Origin of the sequence: Niastella populi (assembly GCF_002078015.1) — a bacterium.
Taxonomy (GTDB): Bacteria; Bacteroidota; Bacteroidia; order Chitinophagales; family Chitinophagaceae; genus Niastella; species Niastella populi.
This window is the reverse complement of sequence record NZ_LWBP01000100.1, coordinates 120,314-137,896: the sequence shown is the minus strand read 5'-3', so window position 1 is coordinate 137,896 and position 17,583 is coordinate 120,314. Positions and strand designations below refer to the sequence as shown.

Annotated in this window: 17 protein-coding genes; 11 read left to right on the top strand and 6 right to left on the bottom strand. The window is 45.5% G+C overall.

From position 1 onward, the window contains the following. Positions 1-21 precede the first annotated feature (21 nt). From A4R26_RS10600 to A4R26_RS10590, 3 genes are all read left to right on the top strand, one after another. Positions 22-3,276, top strand: a complete 3,255-nt coding sequence (locus A4R26_RS10600; RefSeq protein WP_081163756.1) for a TonB-dependent receptor — start codon at positions 22-24, stop codon at positions 3,274-3,276. 11 nt (positions 3,277-3,287) lie between these two features. Then, complete coding sequence (locus A4R26_RS10595; protein WP_207625725.1) at positions 3,288-4,880, top strand: RagB/SusD family nutrient uptake outer membrane protein; 1,593 nt, start codon at positions 3,288-3,290, stop codon at positions 4,878-4,880. 207 nt (positions 4,881-5,087) lie between these two features. Beyond that, positions 5,088-6,476 carry a Gfo/Idh/MocA family protein gene (locus A4R26_RS10590; RefSeq protein WP_081163754.1) on the top strand — a complete coding sequence of 463 codons (1,389 nt, stop codon included), beginning with the start codon at positions 5,088-5,090 and terminating at the stop codon, positions 6,474-6,476. A 37-nt stretch (positions 6,477-6,513) separates the two neighbouring features. Here A4R26_RS10590 and A4R26_RS10585 read toward each other — a convergent pair whose 3' ends face one another. Beyond that, a complete protein-coding gene (locus A4R26_RS10585) occupies positions 6,514-7,269 on the bottom strand; it encodes a carboxypeptidase-like regulatory domain-containing protein (RefSeq protein ID WP_081163753.1) in 756 nt (251 codons plus the stop codon). 598 nt (positions 7,270-7,867) lie between these two features. Here A4R26_RS10585 and A4R26_RS10580 point away from each other — a divergent pair. From A4R26_RS10580 to A4R26_RS36045, 6 genes are all read left to right on the top strand, one after another. After that, positions 7,868-9,121 carry an RHS repeat domain-containing protein gene (locus A4R26_RS10580; RefSeq protein ID WP_133054621.1) on the top strand — a complete coding sequence of 418 codons (1,254 nt, stop codon included), beginning with the start codon at positions 7,868-7,870 and terminating at the stop codon, positions 9,119-9,121. 114 nt (positions 9,122-9,235) lie between these two features. Continuing rightward, entirely contained in the window at positions 9,236-9,964 is a 729-nt protein-coding gene (locus A4R26_RS10575) for a hypothetical protein (RefSeq protein ID WP_081163751.1), read from the top strand. Positions 9,965-9,966: 2 nt separating this feature from the next. Then, positions 9,967-10,431, top strand: coding sequence for a DUF6843 domain-containing protein (locus A4R26_RS10570; protein WP_081163750.1), 465 nt, complete (start codon positions 9,967-9,969; stop codon positions 10,429-10,431). Between the two features lie 150 nt (positions 10,432-10,581). After that, positions 10,582-11,199, top strand: coding sequence for a DUF8696 domain-containing protein (locus A4R26_RS10565; RefSeq protein ID WP_081163749.1), 618 nt, complete (start codon positions 10,582-10,584; stop codon positions 11,197-11,199). After that, a complete protein-coding gene (locus tag A4R26_RS10560; RefSeq protein WP_081163748.1) occupies positions 11,190-11,624 on the top strand; it encodes a DUF5977 domain-containing protein in 435 nt (144 codons plus the stop codon). Before A4R26_RS10565 ends, A4R26_RS10560 begins: the two co-directional genes overlap by 10 nt. Then, complete coding sequence (locus A4R26_RS36045; protein ID WP_081163747.1) at positions 11,621-11,983, top strand: DUF5977 domain-containing protein; 363 nt, start codon at positions 11,621-11,623, stop codon at positions 11,981-11,983. Before A4R26_RS10560 ends, A4R26_RS36045 begins: the two co-directional genes overlap by 4 nt. A 389-nt stretch (positions 11,984-12,372) precedes the next feature. Here A4R26_RS36045 and A4R26_RS35830 read toward each other — a convergent pair whose 3' ends face one another. The 4 genes from A4R26_RS35830 to A4R26_RS10540 all read right to left on the bottom strand — a co-directional run bounded on the left by A4R26_RS35830 (position 12,373) and on the right by A4R26_RS10540 (position 14,400). Further along, a complete protein-coding gene (locus tag A4R26_RS35830; RefSeq protein ID WP_278248417.1) occupies positions 12,373-12,507 on the bottom strand; it encodes a hypothetical protein in 135 nt (44 codons plus the stop codon). A 2-nt stretch (positions 12,508-12,509) separates the two neighbouring features. Further along, on the bottom strand, positions 12,510-12,710 hold the full coding sequence (locus A4R26_RS10550; RefSeq protein ID WP_081163746.1) for a hypothetical protein: 201 nt from the start codon (positions 12,708-12,710) through the stop codon (positions 12,510-12,512). Between the two features lie 125 nt (positions 12,711-12,835). Further along, the gene (locus A4R26_RS10545) at positions 12,836-13,318 is read right to left on the bottom strand and encodes a YdeI/OmpD-associated family protein (RefSeq protein ID WP_081163745.1); all 483 of its coding nucleotides are present in this window, start codon (positions 13,316-13,318) and stop codon (positions 12,836-12,838) included. A 629-nt stretch (positions 13,319-13,947) separates the two neighbouring features. Further along, the gene (locus tag A4R26_RS10540; RefSeq protein WP_081163744.1) at positions 13,948-14,400 is read right to left on the bottom strand and encodes a hypothetical protein; all 453 of its coding nucleotides are present in this window, start codon (positions 14,398-14,400) and stop codon (positions 13,948-13,950) included. A gap of 62 nt (positions 14,401-14,462) precedes the next feature. Between A4R26_RS10540 and A4R26_RS10535 the strand changes: the two genes are divergently transcribed. Both A4R26_RS10535 and rbp read left to right on the top strand, forming a co-directional pair. Further along, positions 14,463-16,613 carry a type IA DNA topoisomerase gene (locus A4R26_RS10535; protein ID WP_081163743.1) on the top strand — a complete coding sequence of 717 codons (2,151 nt, stop codon included), beginning with the start codon at positions 14,463-14,465 and terminating at the stop codon, positions 16,611-16,613. A gap of 193 nt (positions 16,614-16,806) precedes the next feature. Then, positions 16,807-17,139 (top strand): RNA-binding regulator, encoded by a 333-nt coding sequence (gene rbp / locus A4R26_RS10530; protein ID WP_081163742.1) that lies wholly within the window; start codon positions 16,807-16,809, stop codon positions 17,137-17,139. A gap of 88 nt (positions 17,140-17,227) precedes the next feature. Here the strand turns inward: rbp and A4R26_RS10525 are convergent, their stop codons facing one another. After that, complete coding sequence (locus tag A4R26_RS10525) at positions 17,228-17,464, bottom strand: RNA recognition motif domain-containing protein (protein ID WP_081163741.1); 237 nt, start codon at positions 17,462-17,464, stop codon at positions 17,228-17,230. Between the last annotated feature and the right edge of the window lie 119 nt (positions 17,465-17,583).

The window sequence follows — 17,583 nt, the reverse complement described above, 5'->3', positions numbered from 1 at the left end:
TGTTAAACTAACCGCTAATGTATGAAACTGACTTGCTGTACCTGTCCCGGCAAGGGACAAAAAAAACTACTGTATTTAAAGATCAGGTTCACCGTTTTTTTATTGTTCATAGGTATGCTGAGCGTTTCGGCAAAAACCTGGTCGCAGAATACCAAAGTAAACCTTAACCTGCGCGATGCCACCTTACCCCAATTGTTTGAAGAAATACAAAAACAAACCGGCTACCTGATCTTTTACCGCGACAAACTCCTGAAGAAAGAAAGGAGCAGAACGGTGCATATAAATGTAAAAAACGTTCCCGTGGCCGATGTGCTGAAACAGGCGCTTAATGAAACCGGGCTCACCTGGGCCATCAACGGCCGCCAGATCGTAATTACCCCAAAGGAAGAACCAACGGTTGCCGCTACGCGCAGGGATTCTTTATTGAGCATCAGAGGGCGGGTGTATGATACCCATGAGCCGCCGGTTGCACTAGCCGGTGTTACGGTTACTGTTAAGGGGTCTTCAATGAGCACTACAACAGATGCAGATGGCTATTTCAATATAAAGGCCAATAAATACGATGTGCTTGTTTTTTCGAGGGTGAGTTTTAAGTCCACCGAATTTACGGTATCGAAAAGCGAAAACGCCCTTAATATCTCCCTGAAGGAAGAAGTGGCCGACCTCGAGCAGATCGTTGTGGTTGGTTTGTCGGAACAAAAAAAGAAACATATTGCCAGTTCGGTTGCCCAACTGAACGTTGAATCGAATATCAGGGGAAAACCCATCACTACATTGTCGCAAAGTTTACAGGGCGGTGTAACGGGTTTGCAGGTTACGCAAAACTCCGGCCTGCCGGGTGGCGATGCCGCCACCATAAAGATCAGGGGTATCAGTACGCTGGGTAATTCGAACCCGCTGGTGTTGGTTGACGGCATTCCGATGGATATGAACCACATTGACCCGGTGACGGTTCAAAGCGTTACGGTGTTGAAAGATGCGGCGGCAGCGGCCATTTACGGCGCCAGGGCCGCCAATGGCGTAATTGTCGTTACAACAAAGCGGGGCATTGCCGGCAAGGTAGGGCTTACCTACGATGGCTATGTTGGCATTCAAACGCCGGGCTGTTTGCCAAAAGTGGTTGATGCGCCTGCGTATATGCGTATGTACAACGAAGCCCAGGTCAATGCAGGTAAACAACCTTCCTTTTCCGACAGCGATATTATAAAGACCATTGAAAAAGTTGACCCGGTGAGGTATCCTAATACCAACTGGATCGATGAAGTGATCGATCAGCGGGCGCCTATAACAAGCCATACCATTTCGGTTAGCGGCGGTAATAGCATTGCGCGTTTTGCTTTATCGGGCAACTATTTATACCAGAAGGGCATGCTGCCGGTCAACAATACTTCCCGCTTCAATATCAGGGCCAATACCTCTGTAACGCTGAGCAAAAACTTTGTGGTGAACCTCGATATGCTGGCTATTAAACGGAATACGCTTACGCCCAACCGTACTGCGGGAAATAATGGTAACCGCCTGCTGGAAGACATCTACCGCGTACCGCCTACCATTTTGCCAAAATATCCCGAAGAGAACGGACGCATGGTTTATGGCCGTTATGTCGATATCGTAAACCCGGTAGCCTATGCTGAAAGGGGCGGGCAACGAAAATTCGAAAGCGGGCAAACCAGTATCAACCTGCAACCGAAATGGCGGATAATGCCGGGTTTGAACCTGCGCGGCCAGTTCAGCTTCAGGTTGAACAGCGATATCAGCCGCGATACCCGCAACACCTATAACTTTTTTGATTATTATACCGGCCAGTTATTACAAACCTGGTCGATGCAGCGGGCCGTATCTTCTGCCCGCGGCACTTATTATTACCTCGGCGCCAATGCAGATTATACACTTAACGTAGGCGATCATATGATCTTTGCCATGGCCGGGTATTCACAGGAAGAAACCAATTCCGGGGATTGGGATGTTTCGTCCCTGATCTCAGGTTATGCCAAACTGAATTATTCTTACCGGAATAAATATTTAATTGAAGGAACGGTACGAACAGACGGTTCTTCGCGGTTCAGTGCCGATAACCGCTTCGGGTTTTTTCCTTCGGTTGCCGTTGGCTGGAACCTGCATAATGAGCACTTCCTGGAAGATGTTGGGTTCATCAGTAACCTCAAACTGAGAGGCTCTTATGGTTACCTCGGTAATGAGAATATAGGTTTATACAAATACCAGACGCTGATCAGCGCTTCAAACGGGGTAGAGGCAACGTATGGCAACCCTTACATTACATGGGAAACCGTGCATATGATGGATGCCGGCGCCGATCTCGGTTTGTTTAGCGGCAAACTGGAACTGACCTTCGATTATTACGACAAAATAACCAACGATATCATTCTCAACCCGGCATTGCCGCTCGTTGGCGGTTTTGAAGGCGAAGTGCCGGTGAATGCAGGCAAGGTGAAGAACAAAGGCTGGGAGCTGTCGATGAACTACAATGCCAGTGCAGGTAAAAATGTAAGCATCTCCGTTCGCCCCGGTGTTTCATATAACACCAATACGATAATGAACCTGGTGGCGGGGCCTTATATCAATTCAACGGGCACAACTATTGACCAGGTTGGCAGCAGTATTGGCAGTTTGTATGGTTATAAAACCGATGGCCTTTTACAGGCAGGTGATTTCGACAATACGGGCAAAGCGGTGGTGCCGGTTCTGCCCAATGCAGCGCCCGGGGATATCAAATACCTCGATCTGAGCGGCGATGGGGAGATCAACGCAAAAGATCAAACGCTCATCGGCCGCCCGGTACCGCAATTGAATTACTTCTCCAATTTCAGGGTATCGGTTAAAAAGTTCGATCTTGAATTTTTATTACAGGGCACCGGTAAAAGCGATGCGGTATTGCTCGATATGTTTGCGCTGCCGCTCGACCTCAGTAAAGACGGCGGTGTGCCCACGCAATATTATGCATCGCGGTACTGGACACCCGAACGTACCGGTGCCCGTTTTCCCCGTTTGTCAACTGCACCGGCGAATAACAAGTTGCCGTCAGATTTCTGGTTTCAGAACGGCGCCTACCTGCGGGTGAAATATATTCAGCTTGGGTGGGAACTTACTTCCAACTTTATAAAACGTACGGGTATCAACACCCTGCGCCTGTACTTCAATGCGCAGAACCCGTTCACGTTCACCGGTCTTAAACTGACCGATCCTGAAAGCCGCGGTAACCAATGGACCTATGGTATTATGAAAACCTATACAGTAGGGTGTAACATTCAATTTTAATTCGCCACAACATGAAATACACAACAGTTATTATATCGTTTGTTGCCGGCGCTATCATGCTGTCCGGCTGCAGTAAATATCTTGAGCACGATCACCCCACCAGTATTTCGGATGAAGAATGGTGGAACACTTCTGCCGATGCTACCAATGCGCTCAATTCAGTATATGTAGGAATTCCCGATGGGTCCTCGGGCCGGCAGTTGATGTTCCTGTCTGCTTTAAGTGATGAAGCCGTTGCCCGTCAAAGTACCCGCGGCGATTACGAGTCGTATGTGAAAGGCATCCATAACCCCACATGGGATGTAGGCGCCGGTATTTGGGAAGATGATTTTAAAGATATCCGCCGCGCCTGCCGTTTCCTTGAAAATGTTGACCGCTGCTTTATGGATGAAACACTGAAAGCCCGCTATAAATATGAAGCAAAAGCACTGCGGGCGTATTATCATCTGGAACTGCTGATGTTCTTTGGCGGTATTCCCATTATAACCACATCGGTAACACCGGCCGGCAGTTATCTCGAAAGAAATAAGGAAGCCGATGTATACAACTTTATTGTAACCGAACTCACCGACTGCGCCAATAACCTGCCCGTTACCTATAATAATGCCGATCTTAAAAGAATTACTGCGGGCGCCTGCTGGTCATTGATCTGCCGGCTTTTCCTGTTCTATAAAAATTATGAAACGGCAAAAGAGGCAGCAAAAAAAGTGATCGACCTTGGCGTGTATGAACTGTATAAAACCGCTTCGAACCCAAAGAACAGTTATGCCGATCTTTTTTTATATACCGGTGAACGGAATACAGAACGAATATTCTTCAGGGAGAATACCAGCGGCGGTAATCAATGGAATACGTTTGCGCCGTTAGGTGTGGGTGGAAAAACCGTGCTGTCGCCAACCGCTGCGGTGGTAAATAATTATGAAACCAAACAGGGCAAAACCATCTGGGAGCTGGGGGCAGATTCCATTGCCATTTACCAGCAGGAACCGAATTATAAAACCAACCGTGATCCCCGGTTGACGGCATCGGTGTTGCTGCCCGGGCAAACCTATTCTTCCTATGTATTAAAACCATTCGATGCTTCGCAAACCAATCTCGACCGGCTTGGGGCGCAAAATGCTACGGCTACCGGTTTTTGGGTGAACAAATACCTTGATCCCAGGGACCGTACGGGTACCCGTACACTCGATTATATGATCATCAGGTATGCGGAAATACTGCTCAACTATGTGGAGGCGCTGATAGAGCTCGATCAATGGAGCGATGCCGATGTGGTGAAGTACCTGAACGAGGTGCGCGCCCGCGCCACTATGCCGCCGGTTGATGTAACTGTTTATAATTCGCAGGAAAAGCTGCGGGAGCTGGTGCGCCGTGAACGGCAGTCGGAACTGGCATTTGAAGGCGGCCGTTTTTTTGATATCCGCCGCTGGGGAATCCTTGACGCTGTTATGAACGGGCAGGTATACGGCGCTATTGACCCGGCCACCGGCCAGCCGGTAAAAGTGGAGGTGCGCAATTGCAATGCAGCCCGCGATTTCCGCTGGCCCGTTCCGCAGCGCGAGATCCTGGCGAATCCCAGGATGGAGCAGAATGATTTGTATTAGTTGACGAGTTGACTAGTTGACTAGTTGACGAGGTTGACAAGTTAACAGGTTGATAGAGTTGATAAAGGGAAAGGCAAAAGTAAATGGAAGAAACAGGAAGAAAGGATGGATGAGTTTAATAGCGGGCTATGAGTATGAGCCTTTCACGTTTCACGTTTGCCGTTTTACGATTGCAACCCCAAAAAAATAAAATAAACATATAGAATAATGAACAGAAGAAGTCTCATTAAACAGCTCGGTTTAAGCATAGGCGCCACAGTTATAGGATCAGAAACGATGGCCCGCCTGGCGGATGGTACACTTGTTTATGAGGTGCCCAAAAACCCGTTGCACAAGAAAATTGACAAACCCGTTACCGCTATTACACTTGGGGCAGGCGGCCGGGGAAATGTGTATGGTGGTTTTGCTGCAAAGTATCCTAACCTGTTAAAGATCGTTGGCGTAGCGGAGCCTGTTCCATTACGCAATGACCGGTATACCGCCAAACACCAGATTGCCGAAGCCAATCGTTTCGATACCTGGGAACGGGTATTCGAACGCCCGAAATTTGCCGATGCCATTATAATCACCACGCCCGATAACCTGCATTATGCGCCCTGTATGAAAGCGCTTGAAATGGGATATGATGTGTTGCTCGAAAAGCCCATCGCTCCTACGGAAAAAGAATGCCGTAATATTCTGGCGCTGGCGACAAAAACAAGCCGCATCGTTGCCGTTTGCCATGTATTGCGGTATGCGCCGTACTTCGTAAAAATGCGGCAACTGATAGCAGACGGCGCCATTGGCGAAGTGATGAGCGTGCAGCACCTCGAGCCCATCGAGCATATGCATATGGCGCATTCCTATGTACGCGGCAACTGGCATAACAGCAAACAAACAACGCCCATCATTCTTGCCAAATCATGCCACGACCTCGATATCATAAAATGGGTCATCAATAAACCGGCAAAACAGATCGTTGCCATGGGCGATCTGAAATGGTTCAAAAAAGAAAATGCCCCGGCCGGCAGCACTGCCCGTTGTACAGATGGTTGCGCCGTTGAACGCACCTGCCCGTATTCAGCCATCAGGTCGTACCACGATAAACGGCAACGGGTAGGGGTGCTCGATTTGCCCGATGATAAATCAAAACATGCGGAAGCGATCATGGAAAAGCTGCGCACTACCAATTACGGCCGGTGCGTATACCGTATGGAGAACGATCAGCCCGATCACTATATCACCAATATCAGGTTTGGCGATAATGTTACGGCCAGTTTCTCTATGGAAGCGTTTACATCCTATGGCGGACGCCGTACCCGCATCATGGGTTCCATGGGCGATATGGTAGGCGATATGACCGAACTGGTGGTCACCGATTTCAGAACGGGCAAGAAAAACAAAATGGTGCCCATTGCCGAAGATGTGGAAGGGTATAAAAACAATGGTCATGGCGGGGGCGACTGGCTGCTGGCGCATGATTTTGTACAGGCGGTAGCGCAGCAAAACCCGAAGCTGTTAACCTCTACCATCGCGGAATCTATCGAAAGCCATATAATGGGTTTTATGGCTGAGGAAAGCAGGAAGAAAAATAAGATTATGGATGTTGTAGTGTAGTATAGATGTGGCACACCTCGAAGGTGTGCCACATCTATTAATTCAATCGTAACGTGCTGTCGCCCGGATGATCAATTCTCCACTGCCCTAAGAACGAGCGGCCGCATGATTTTATATAGCTGTAATAATCGTAGTCTGTTTCAAAGGTTTTCAGCATATCGTAGCTGGGCCGGTATTCTTTCATAAAAGCATCCAGCGCCGGCGGGGTAATACCGGTTATGCGTTTAACCAGCGCTTTGGTAAAACGATGATCGACATACTTCTCTTTTTCTTCCCTTTCCAACCGCGCTTTCAACGCTTCCATGCGCCTGAATTTTCTGGCATTGAATAATACATCGAAGCTTACGCCCATTCCAAACCCGCCGGTGGGCGCACCGCCAATTACCGGGTCATAATCGAATACCTTTTGATATTCTTTCCGGTTGGCCAGTGAGTCCATGCGGTAGCTGGGCTGCCGCACGGTAACGGAGGGTAATGAGTCGACCGAAACCGGCAGACTGATATCGAGCGGCAGATCGGGCGGCAGCCTTTTTACCGGGAACTTAGCGCTCATTTTACCGAGGTAGGAAAAATAAATGGAATCATCATTGGGTACTTTAATACTGTAACGGCCCAATGTATCGGTTACCGTTCCGGTGCCTGAACTGGTAAGCACGCTCACATGCGGCACGCCATAACGGGCCTGCTTATCGTATACGGTACCTTTGATCACCACCTGTGCCATACCGGCATGGCACATGAGTACCAAGAGCAGCAGTAAGATCTTTCGTCGAAAAATAATTATACGTTTCATTTTTGCCTGGTTTAGAAGGCATTTAAAACTGATCGGGAATTTTTTCCTGGGTGTGGGGTAAATATAAATCATTCCTGCAATTACCGCACAATATAGGCGTTCACGCCTTGTGCTGCTATTGGTAAAAAGAGGTCAACAGGCGATAAAATCAGATTAAGGTAATTATTTTAAATAGCGCCCCCGGTGTTTCGGGAGCTTTTTATATTAAATTAATTTGTAATCTCATGGGTTAGTCACAGTTAGTTTTGTGAATATTTTAGAAAGCCTGCACACTTATTGCCAAAATCAACGCGCTTTTCTCCGAATTCTGCACGGTTATAACTTTTTGTTTTAAATATTCAATTAAGTTTTACTTTTGTGCCCGGATCAAGATAACAATCTCCACTTACTGGCACGTACCCAATTTCAGATCATACATACGGTAACTTAATACCGGGCAGCAACCCCGTTATTATGCATCTCTTTTTTTACTGGCTATTAAACTGGTACGGGCATTTTATGCCCGGGAGAAAAGCATGTATATAAATGTAATGAGCAGACGTATGCTGGTTGAGTGAAGCAATTGAACCTAATCCATAACCATTGACCAAACTGTTTTGTGAGAACCCTTAAGTATCATCTACCTGATTTGTTTACCTGTCTGGGGGTAATAACCTGCCTGTTGTGCGCCGGATTATCGGTGCAGGCCCAGGGACCTGCACCATACCCCCTAACTACTCTTCAGCCAAATTCTTCGGCTAAGGACTCACTCTATACAGACCTCTCAAAATTCACTACTTACCAGCTTTTTATTCGCCGTGGCGACACCGTAATACGCATAAACAGGATCGTTTGTAAAGGCAATTTCACCACACAGCACATTTTAAAAAATATTCAACCGGTGATGGTAGTTGCCGAAAGAGCGCCTTATGTTCCACCTGCAGCATTAAATAACCAATGGAATGCAACTTCCATGGATGATTATGCGGAAGCCATCAGTTACGATCCGAACGGCAATATTCTGACCTATAATCGTAAAGGTGCACCTGAGGTAGGAAAACCGGTTAGCATGGATGAACTCACATATAATTATGATCTAAATAAAAACCGGTTGAATTATATCAATGATAATATTACAAGTACCTACACGGAAGATATCGAAACGCAAAACAACAACAACCATACCTATGATGCTATAGGTAATTTGAAATCCGATTTTACCGCAGGTGTTACCAATATTACCTGGTCGGTATACGGAAAAATAACGAACATTACAAAGGGTACCAATTCTATCAGCTATACTTATGATGCAGAAGGTAATCGCATTACTAAATCAGCTGATGGAATTACCACTATTTATGTTCGGGACGGTAGTGGCAAGGTGCAGAGTGTATATGTAAAACCGGCAGGTTCGGGCTTACAGCAGTCAGAAGTGCATCTGTATGGCAGCAACCGTATTGGTATAATTGATGGGGCTTCAGCAGTTCCGCCAACCCGAAATCTTGAGAATGGTTATGGTACTGCAACGATCAGCACATTTATCCGTAATGAAAAGACCTTTGAATTAAGCAATCATCTTGGGAATGTGCTGGCGACAGTAGGTGATAAAAAGATACAGAACAGTACCGATAACAGTTCCGTTGAATATTTTACAGCTGATGTAAGAACCGCCAGTGATTATTATCCTTATGGTATGTTAATGCCTGGAAGAAGTTATGCTCCGGTCAATAGCTACCGATATGGATTCAATAGTAAGGAGCAGGACCCGGAAGTGAAGGGGGCGGGAAATCAATATGACTATGGATTTCGTATCTATGATCCTCGTATAGGAAAATTCTTGTCTGTTGATCCGTTGGCCAAATCATTCCCCTAAAACAGTTCGTATGCATATGCCGAAGGTGATGTAATAAGGAGTATTGATCTTGATGGCCTTGAGAAATACATTATTCATCAGAGAAGCTTTGCACCATGGAAATATTTTGGCGATATGAATAAGCCGATGTTCGGCATCCATCTTATGTATTCAGGTGATGATCGGGGATTTACCGTTAATACCTCGACAGAGATAGAGACTAAAGTTGCTACAGCAGTATCTTTAGATCTTAAGACGTTACAAAGTAAGGTTCTGATAAATACACAGATAGGTAGTACTTCAAGATTTGATTCGAAAACGGGAAAGAAGTTGAAAACTGCGCCCACAGTAATTCCTGAACTCTCCTTGTATGATCCGCAGAGAAAAGGAACAAAAACAACTTTAGGTGCTAGAATAGAGGGGAAAGCTCCGCTGGCGCCAGTCGGTATGCTTGATTGGGCGGCCGGAGCCATAGATCAGCCTATTGTATGGATTGGCTTTACGACTATCGATAATCATATCTCTGAAGGGTATATAAATATCAATTATAAGCTTATTGGAAAAGGGTTTCCGGCTTTTGAGGCTTTTATCGAAGATGAGAATGGCACAAAGCTCTTTATAGGATTCTGGCAATCTCCGTCGAAAAAGAAGATCATTCAGTGTCTGTCAAATACAGAAATACAAATAAGCACCGATTTTCAGGTAAAGGTATATACAGATAAGGATGGTAATTTTCTGAGTGTTGCAGGGAAAGATGCCAATGGGAATGAAATTTCAGTAAACCCGGCTGCATATAATCAGGCAATAGAGAACATTCCTCCGGCTGCCGATGTAATGGCAAATAAAGGATTGATAAAACGTTAGATATGAAAAGAGAACTCGCTTTGTTTTTGGTTTGGGCATTGCTGTTTGTTTCCTGTAATGGTGAATTGCAATGCGCAAGGTTCTTTATTCCCGCTGGTTATACAGGGAAAATAGTCGTCTATTTTGATAAGAAAGATGGCCAGAGAGAATTGGATAAGGATGGGTGCATTATTCACCGGTTCTCTGATAAAGGGGAATGTTATACAGCTTTTCCATTTGAGGAAGGTGGATTCGCATATCCTCATAAAACGTTCCGTTTTTTCGAAGTGTTTAAAAATGACAGTACCAGGGAAATGCCTGAGTTTGATCTGAAGGAATACTCAATAGATATATCGCGCAACATGGACAGAAAGTATGTTTTTTATTATAGCAGTGGGTACATTGATACTACAAGCGCGGGTCCGAGTCATATACTTGCGTATTATGTTGATTCCGGTAAGAATTATAGTAAATATGGATTTAAGTAATTGGCCTTATTAACGGCGGGCCGTCAGAGAAAAAGCGAGACTAAAATGATGATCTCACCACCAAAATTAACTAACAAAGGGAATCTTATCTCTATGCAAAATAAGTCACATAACCCACTAACAATTCAAATCTCAAACCCCTGCCGCCGCATGGCGCTACAGCTCGCAGCATTGCTGCTGCTGAGCGTAATGGCCCATGCCGCAGGTGGTTTTGAAAAGAACGGCAGCTATTGGGCTATTAAATTTGCCGGTTATATTTTCAATCATACCCAAACGGTGATCCTTGGTAATGCACCGCAAAAGTTGGAAACATCCGCGGCGCTCGGTAGTTGTAACAGTGGTGGATTTATCTACCAGTGGCAGCAGTCTACCGACGGTGTAAATTTCACCAATATTCCCGGCGCTAACGGGGTGGAGTACCAGCCAGGGGCTATCACGCAAAAAATGTACTATCGAAGGATGGTTTCCTGCGGTTCTGAAACCGCCTATACCAACGTAGCCACCGTTAGTGTGGAGCTCGATGGCGGCTGCATCAGCACAAAGACCCAATGGTTGTTGTTTGGTAACATCCCGGCCAGTATAAACGCAACGGCAGCGCTTTTTGGGCGCGATCCGGGGAATTATTCCTATCAATGGCAATGTTCTATTGATAATATTTCTTTCATAGATATTCCGGGCGCCACCTTACAGAACCTGAGTTTTAGCAGCCCGCTTCCGCAACTATGTGGTTTCAGCGAAAAACGATCTCAGGCGGTGCGATGGATATGACCACAACAAGCGTTAAAGTGGTAATGGCCTCTGTTTTATATCATAGCGTTGTTAAAAGCGGCATTTATACACCTAATAATTGTCCGGCCGGCGCCAGGGCGAATCCTATAACCTATATTGTTGATGCGGGTACCTATATATCAGATGTCAACCAGGCCGATGCGGATGGTCAGGCCCAGGCAGATGTAAATGCCAATGGTCAAACGCATGCAAACAACAATGCCCAGTGTTTGTGGTATAATTTTGCTACGAGTGCACCGTTCGTTAAAAACAATTGCGCCCCGGGTGGAAGCGGAAGTACGGTTACATATCCGGTGGCAGCCGATACCTATTCTTCCGGTATTTCTCAGGCAGATGCTGATGCAAAAGCACAGAACGACATCAATACCAATGGTCAAAACTTTGCAAATAACAATGGTTATTGACCTGGTTGAATACGGTTCAAAGCGGCACCTATACAAGAAACAATTGTCAATCTGGGGCAATCGGTACCAATTTTACGTATACTGTAAATCCGGGTACATACTCTTCTACTATTTCGCAAGCAGATGCCGATCAGAAAGCGATCAATGATGTGAACGCGAACGGACAGAACAATACCAATACGAACGGGCAGTGTATCAATATTTTTGTTAAGATCAGGAATAATGGTGGCAGTCCGGGAACGTTTGGTATATCAATAAAAAATACTTCAGGAGTAGCGTTCCTGTACACAAATTCAAAACGTAAATGTTACACTCACGAATGCATATATGGCTGGATATCCTTATCCTGTGTATGTTGAATTTATTGAAAATGGTGTTTCAAAATATACAGGTACCTTCCCGAATTCACGAACCGGTTCCTCTTCCGTGACTGTTCCGGCCGGCACTTATACATTGAGGTTTACGGTGCCTTCTTCGTAGGCAACTGCACCTATGTCGTTTACGCTGGTTAATACAGGGGCTGTATGGTCGAAGCCCATGGGCTTCAATCAAACGGTAATTACTACGGGGGCGATAACATTTAGTTTTGGAACCTCTTATACCCTCAGGGCATCGGGTGGTATTGATTAATCAGAAAATATAAATTGTTACTAAAGCAACAGGGCCCCGGTGTTATACCGAGGCCCTGTTGCCTATAAGAATAAAGGTCATCTCATGCGAACAAGGTTACACTGGCTGGTAAATGTTTTTACAAACCTGCCTGCAGCCGGTTACTGATCTCCTGTTCCAGCGCTTCGGGTAGCGTAGCTGCTTCGTTATCGATGGCAGATAATCTTTTTAATGCACTATCCCAGGTAAATACATGGTCATCACTTCCATTCACACTTATATAATTCTTAATTCGCCATTGAATGTAAAAGGTTCGGCAATCACTTCATATGGTACCTGGTCAACCCTTATCTCGTACGTTTTGCGATTGACGGGTTTATGTTGCGGTTTGTCATTATGCGGGAACGCTTCCCGGCTTTGCAAACTTGCGCCTCTTCCCGATGTTCCCTGTTTATTGTTATCTCCTCGTCCTGACATAGAATTCTATTTTTTATACAGGTAAATGCACAGTAATTATGCCAGCTGTTATTAGCGGCCGGCTCAACAATTCGAGGAATCTATTGTGCAGAATAGTGAAGCGGGTGGGGGAATCGTTGCCCCGGTTATGGTTTGTCGCGGCCCACGAACCGTTCTTTTCCCAGCAGGAAATCAATTGCCTTGACAACGTTTTTATCGATGCTGGCTTCGGTTTTAAGATGGGCGATATAACGTATGATCTCCAGCTGCAAAGAGGGGCGCAGCTTATCAAAAACCGATCTGGCTTTTTTATTTTTATTTAGCGCAGCGGTCAATTTGGGATGAGGGGCAATGGTTCTGTCGGCCCCATCAAATGCAGCGGTTACTTTTAATGTTGTTCCGATTTTTTTTGGCGAGTCTTTAAGCATTTTAGTGTTTACATACAGGCGCCATTCGCCGGCATATTTGACCAGTGTTTGCGTATAAGGTACTTTATTCACCGTGCCTTTAATGGGGATGGTGCCTTTGTCTTTACCAGCCTGTTTAAAAATGGAAGCGAGTACTTTTTCCGGAACGGACACATATGGATTAATGCCGATGATCTTTAATTCAGCCTCGAAAGCACGCATGGTTAAACGCTTTTGGGATGTAGGTAGGCGCTAAAATATTATTTTATTGTTGGTTTACAAGGGATTGGAAAAATAATCCTTGCCCACTGCTGTCAGAAATGGGCTTTTTATAGCTTGTAGCGTATCATTTCAAGGAGTGAACGGGGTGTTTATCGTTTGTGGCGTACCGTTTATAGTTGTAAACAGGGTGGTAATAGTTTGCGGCGTACCGTTTTAAGTAGTAAGCGAGGTGTTAATAGTTTAAAACGTACCATTTTTGTGAGTAAATGGGGTATTTTCACGTTATATCATACCGCTACAAACTATAAATGGGGTTGCAGGAGTTTGTGATGTACAGTTAAAAGCTTAAAATTGGGTGCTACAGGTTTGTAGCGCACTGTTTTAGACCTAAAATGGGGTGTTTTCACGTTAAATCGTACCGCTACAAACTATTAGCCTGTGAATTGTTTTCGGCTATTTTTATCTATATATCTAGCTAAATGCAGTACGATATAATTATACTTTCTGTAAACGAATATACACTTGAAGAAATAACCAGTGAATTCATCCCTGAAAAATAAATAGTCATACATGTGGAATGAATACCTCGCATAAGCGGTACGCATTCCTGGTATTATTTATAACCGCGGTCACGCTGTTACGCCATTCCCGGCCAGCCGCTTTGCAACCAGTCCGGCCACAATGCCCCCGATGGTATACAGGCCGATGGTAAGGAGTTTCCGGTTCGATGTTGCAGCGGTTGTTGACCTGTTCAATCCCATGCGGCCGGGAAGGTTTACCGCCCCTATACCGGCGGTTGCGCCCAGAATTGTACCTGTAAGCACGGCGCTGGCTGGTTTAAAAGCAGCAGCGCTATAGTACAATGTATTGGAAACAAGGTCTGCCGCCATAGCCGCCGGGTACTGCTTTTCGGCAGGAATATGGTTCCCGCCAATTTTTGCAACGGTTTTATCCAGTGCTTCTTCGCCGAGTTTATCGAGCCGCGGCGCCCCCGAATAATTGCGACGGAGTATTTCATGCAGGATCGTAGTGGTGATTGCCCCGGCCAGTCCGCCGAGCAATCCGGCAATTTTTTTATTCATACCCGCAATAGTGAGAATATTATGCCAGCGCTGTTTACTACATTTGCGCACTTTAATCTACTATGAAGGTTTGCATTGCTGAAAAGCCCAGCGTGGCCAGGGACATTGCAGCGGTGATAGGCGCCAAAGAACGTAAGGAGGGTTACCTTGAAGGCAACGGCTATCAGGTTACCTGGACCTTCGGGCATTTTTGTACCCTGAAGGAGCCCCACGACTATACCGAACAGTGGAAATACTGGCGGCTGGAAGACCTTCCCATGATACCGCCCAGTTTCGGCATCAAACTCATCAATAACGAAGGCGTTCAAAAGCAATTCAAAATAATAGAGCAGCTGGTGACGCAATGTGAAGAGGTGATCAACTGTGGTGACGCCGGCCAGGAGGGCGAGCTTATTCAGCGCTGGGTATTGCTGAAAGCCCAGTGCACTGCGCCTGTAAAGCGATTGTGGATCTCCTCCCTTACCGAGCAGGCCATACGTGAAGGTTTTCAAAAGCTGAAAGAAGCGAGCCAGTACGACAACCTGTATGCAGCGGGCAGCGCCCGTGCCATCGGCGACTGGCTGCTGGGCATGAACGCTACCCGCCTGTTCACCAAAAAATTTGCCCAGGGAAAAACGGTGCTTTCCATTGGCCGGGTACAAACGCCCACCCTGGCCATGATCGTGGCGCGGCAAAAAGAGATCAATGCCTTTCAATCGGAAGAATACTGGGAATTAAAGACCATTTACCGCGAAACCGAATTCACGGCCGCCATCGATCGTATAAAGGTGCAGGACCGTGCCGAAAAAGGACTGGCCTACCTGAAGGAGCATCCCTTTGAGATCACTTCCTTTGAAAAGAAGGAAGGAAAAGAAGGCAATCCCCGCCTGTTCGACCTTACGGCATTACAGGTGGAAGCCAATAAGAAATTTGCCTACTCGGCCGACGATACATTGAAATACATCCAGAACCTGTACGAGAAAAAGATGGTAACCTATCCACGCGTAGATACCACTTATCTCCCCGATGATATGTACCCGAAAGTGGAAGGCATTCTGAGGGATATGACGCCGTATGCCGCACTGATTGCGCCGGTGCTGGCCAATCCCATTCCCAAACTCAAAACGGTTTTCGACGATAAAAAGGTTACCGATCACCATGCCATTATTCCTACAGGGGTATACCCGTCGAACCTGGCGCCCGAAGAAAAGCGCATCTACGACCTGGTGGCAAGGCGTTTCATCGCGGTATTCTATCCTGAGTGTAAGATCTCGAACACTACGGTATTGGGTAAGGTAGGGCAGGTGCCGTTTAAAGTAACCGGTAAACAGATCCTCGAGCCGGGCTGGAAGGAAGTGTATGCCAATGACGTGAGTACGAAGAAAGAGGATAAAGAAAAAGAAGAGGAAGAAGAAAAGATATTGCCGGTATTTACCGTAGGCGAAAGCGGACCGCATACCCCACGGATACATAAAGGAAAAACCACACCGCCCAAACCATATACCGAGGCCAGTTTGTTGCGTGCCATGGAAACGGCGGGTAAACAGGTAGATGACGAGGAAATGCGCGAGCTGTTGAAAGATAACGGGATCGGCCGGCCGTCGACCCGGGCGAACATTATAGAAACGCTGTTCCGGCGAAAGTATATAGAGAAACGTAAGAAGAATATTTTTGCCACGCAAACCGGTATCGATCTTATTGATACCATTCAAACGGAACTGCTGAAAAGCCCCGAGCTCACAGGTATATGGGAACGCAAACTTCGGCTTATTGAAAAAGGTGAATATGCTATCGATACCTTTAAGCAGGAACTGAAGCAGATGGTGATCGATCTTACCGCTGAGGTAAAAACGGCTAACTATAAGATCATCACTGTAGCTGAAGACCAGTCGGGGAAAAAGGAAAAGGAAAACGAAAAAGAAGATAAACCGAAAAAAGAAGCCAAACCAAAAGAACCGAAAAAGGCAGTCGTAATAGAAGAACAACAATGTCCCAAATGCAAATCGCATCCGTTGAAAAAGGGAAATACCGCCTGGGGCTGCGCTAACTTCAAAGTATGCGGTTTTAAATTGCCGTTTGAAGTATTTGGGAAAAAGTTAAGCGACAAACAGATCACCGACCTGCTCACCAAAGGAAAAACCGGTAAGGCAAAAGGCTGGAAGCTTACAGGCGCTGACACAGAAACGGAAGGAAAGCTGAAATTGAATGACAGGTTTGAGCCGGAGATAGAATAGCCGGCGAAAGAAGAATTATAAATAAATAAAACTTTTTGCCTTTCCTATTGAAATATAGCCTATCTTTAGTTGGTGGTTGAGCCTTTGCATCAATTTGCATCAAGTAACCGTTAATTATTCTGCCATTTATCTGCATCTTAATTAGTCTCTTACTCTTTGCTCTCTCACGTTTATCAAATTAAATTTATTAAGTATGAACATTTACGTTTCAAACTTAAGCTTCAACGTACAGGATGAAGACTTAAGAGCTTTTTTTGCTTCTTATGGAGAAATTACCTCTGTAAAAATTATCAATGATAGAACAACCGGCCAGTCAAGAGGCTTTGGGTTTGTTGAAATGGCCAATGAAGAAGAGTCTAAGAAGGCTATTTCAGAATTGGATGGAGCAATGGTTGAAGGACGCGCTATCAGGGTATCGGAAGCGAAAGAAAAAGGTGAAAGAACCGGTAGAAGCACCAACCCATTTCGTAGAAATGACGATGATAAGTACAATAATGCCAACAGTTATAATAAGAACAGGTATTAGTAATTATTTTAAAAGGGCAGTTTTTAGCTGCCCTTTTTTCTTTTATCATTATTTACCACAGCGTGGTAAGATCTGTTAGGTGTAAAAGCTACATCCGCACTTCATATACTTCAATATAGGAGTTCATAAACCGCATATCATGCAATCCTCTTATCGCTGAACTTCCTGAAAAGTTATCCATTTTTATAAAGCCCATCCCCTGGGAAAGCCCGTTGTTATCTTTCCTCACAATTTTTACAGACTTCACCAGTCCGAACGGAATGAAAAGATCCAGCAAATGCGATGCTGTAGTCAGCTTGTTTAAATTACTAACCATGATATTCATATAACATAATTTTTTTACTGTGAGCAGGCTTTTTCTGTAGATACGAATAAGCCGTATAAGGGGGATTATATGAAAGTTAATCCTTTAGTTCCGGTATATCTAATTTATTTTACGGTGAG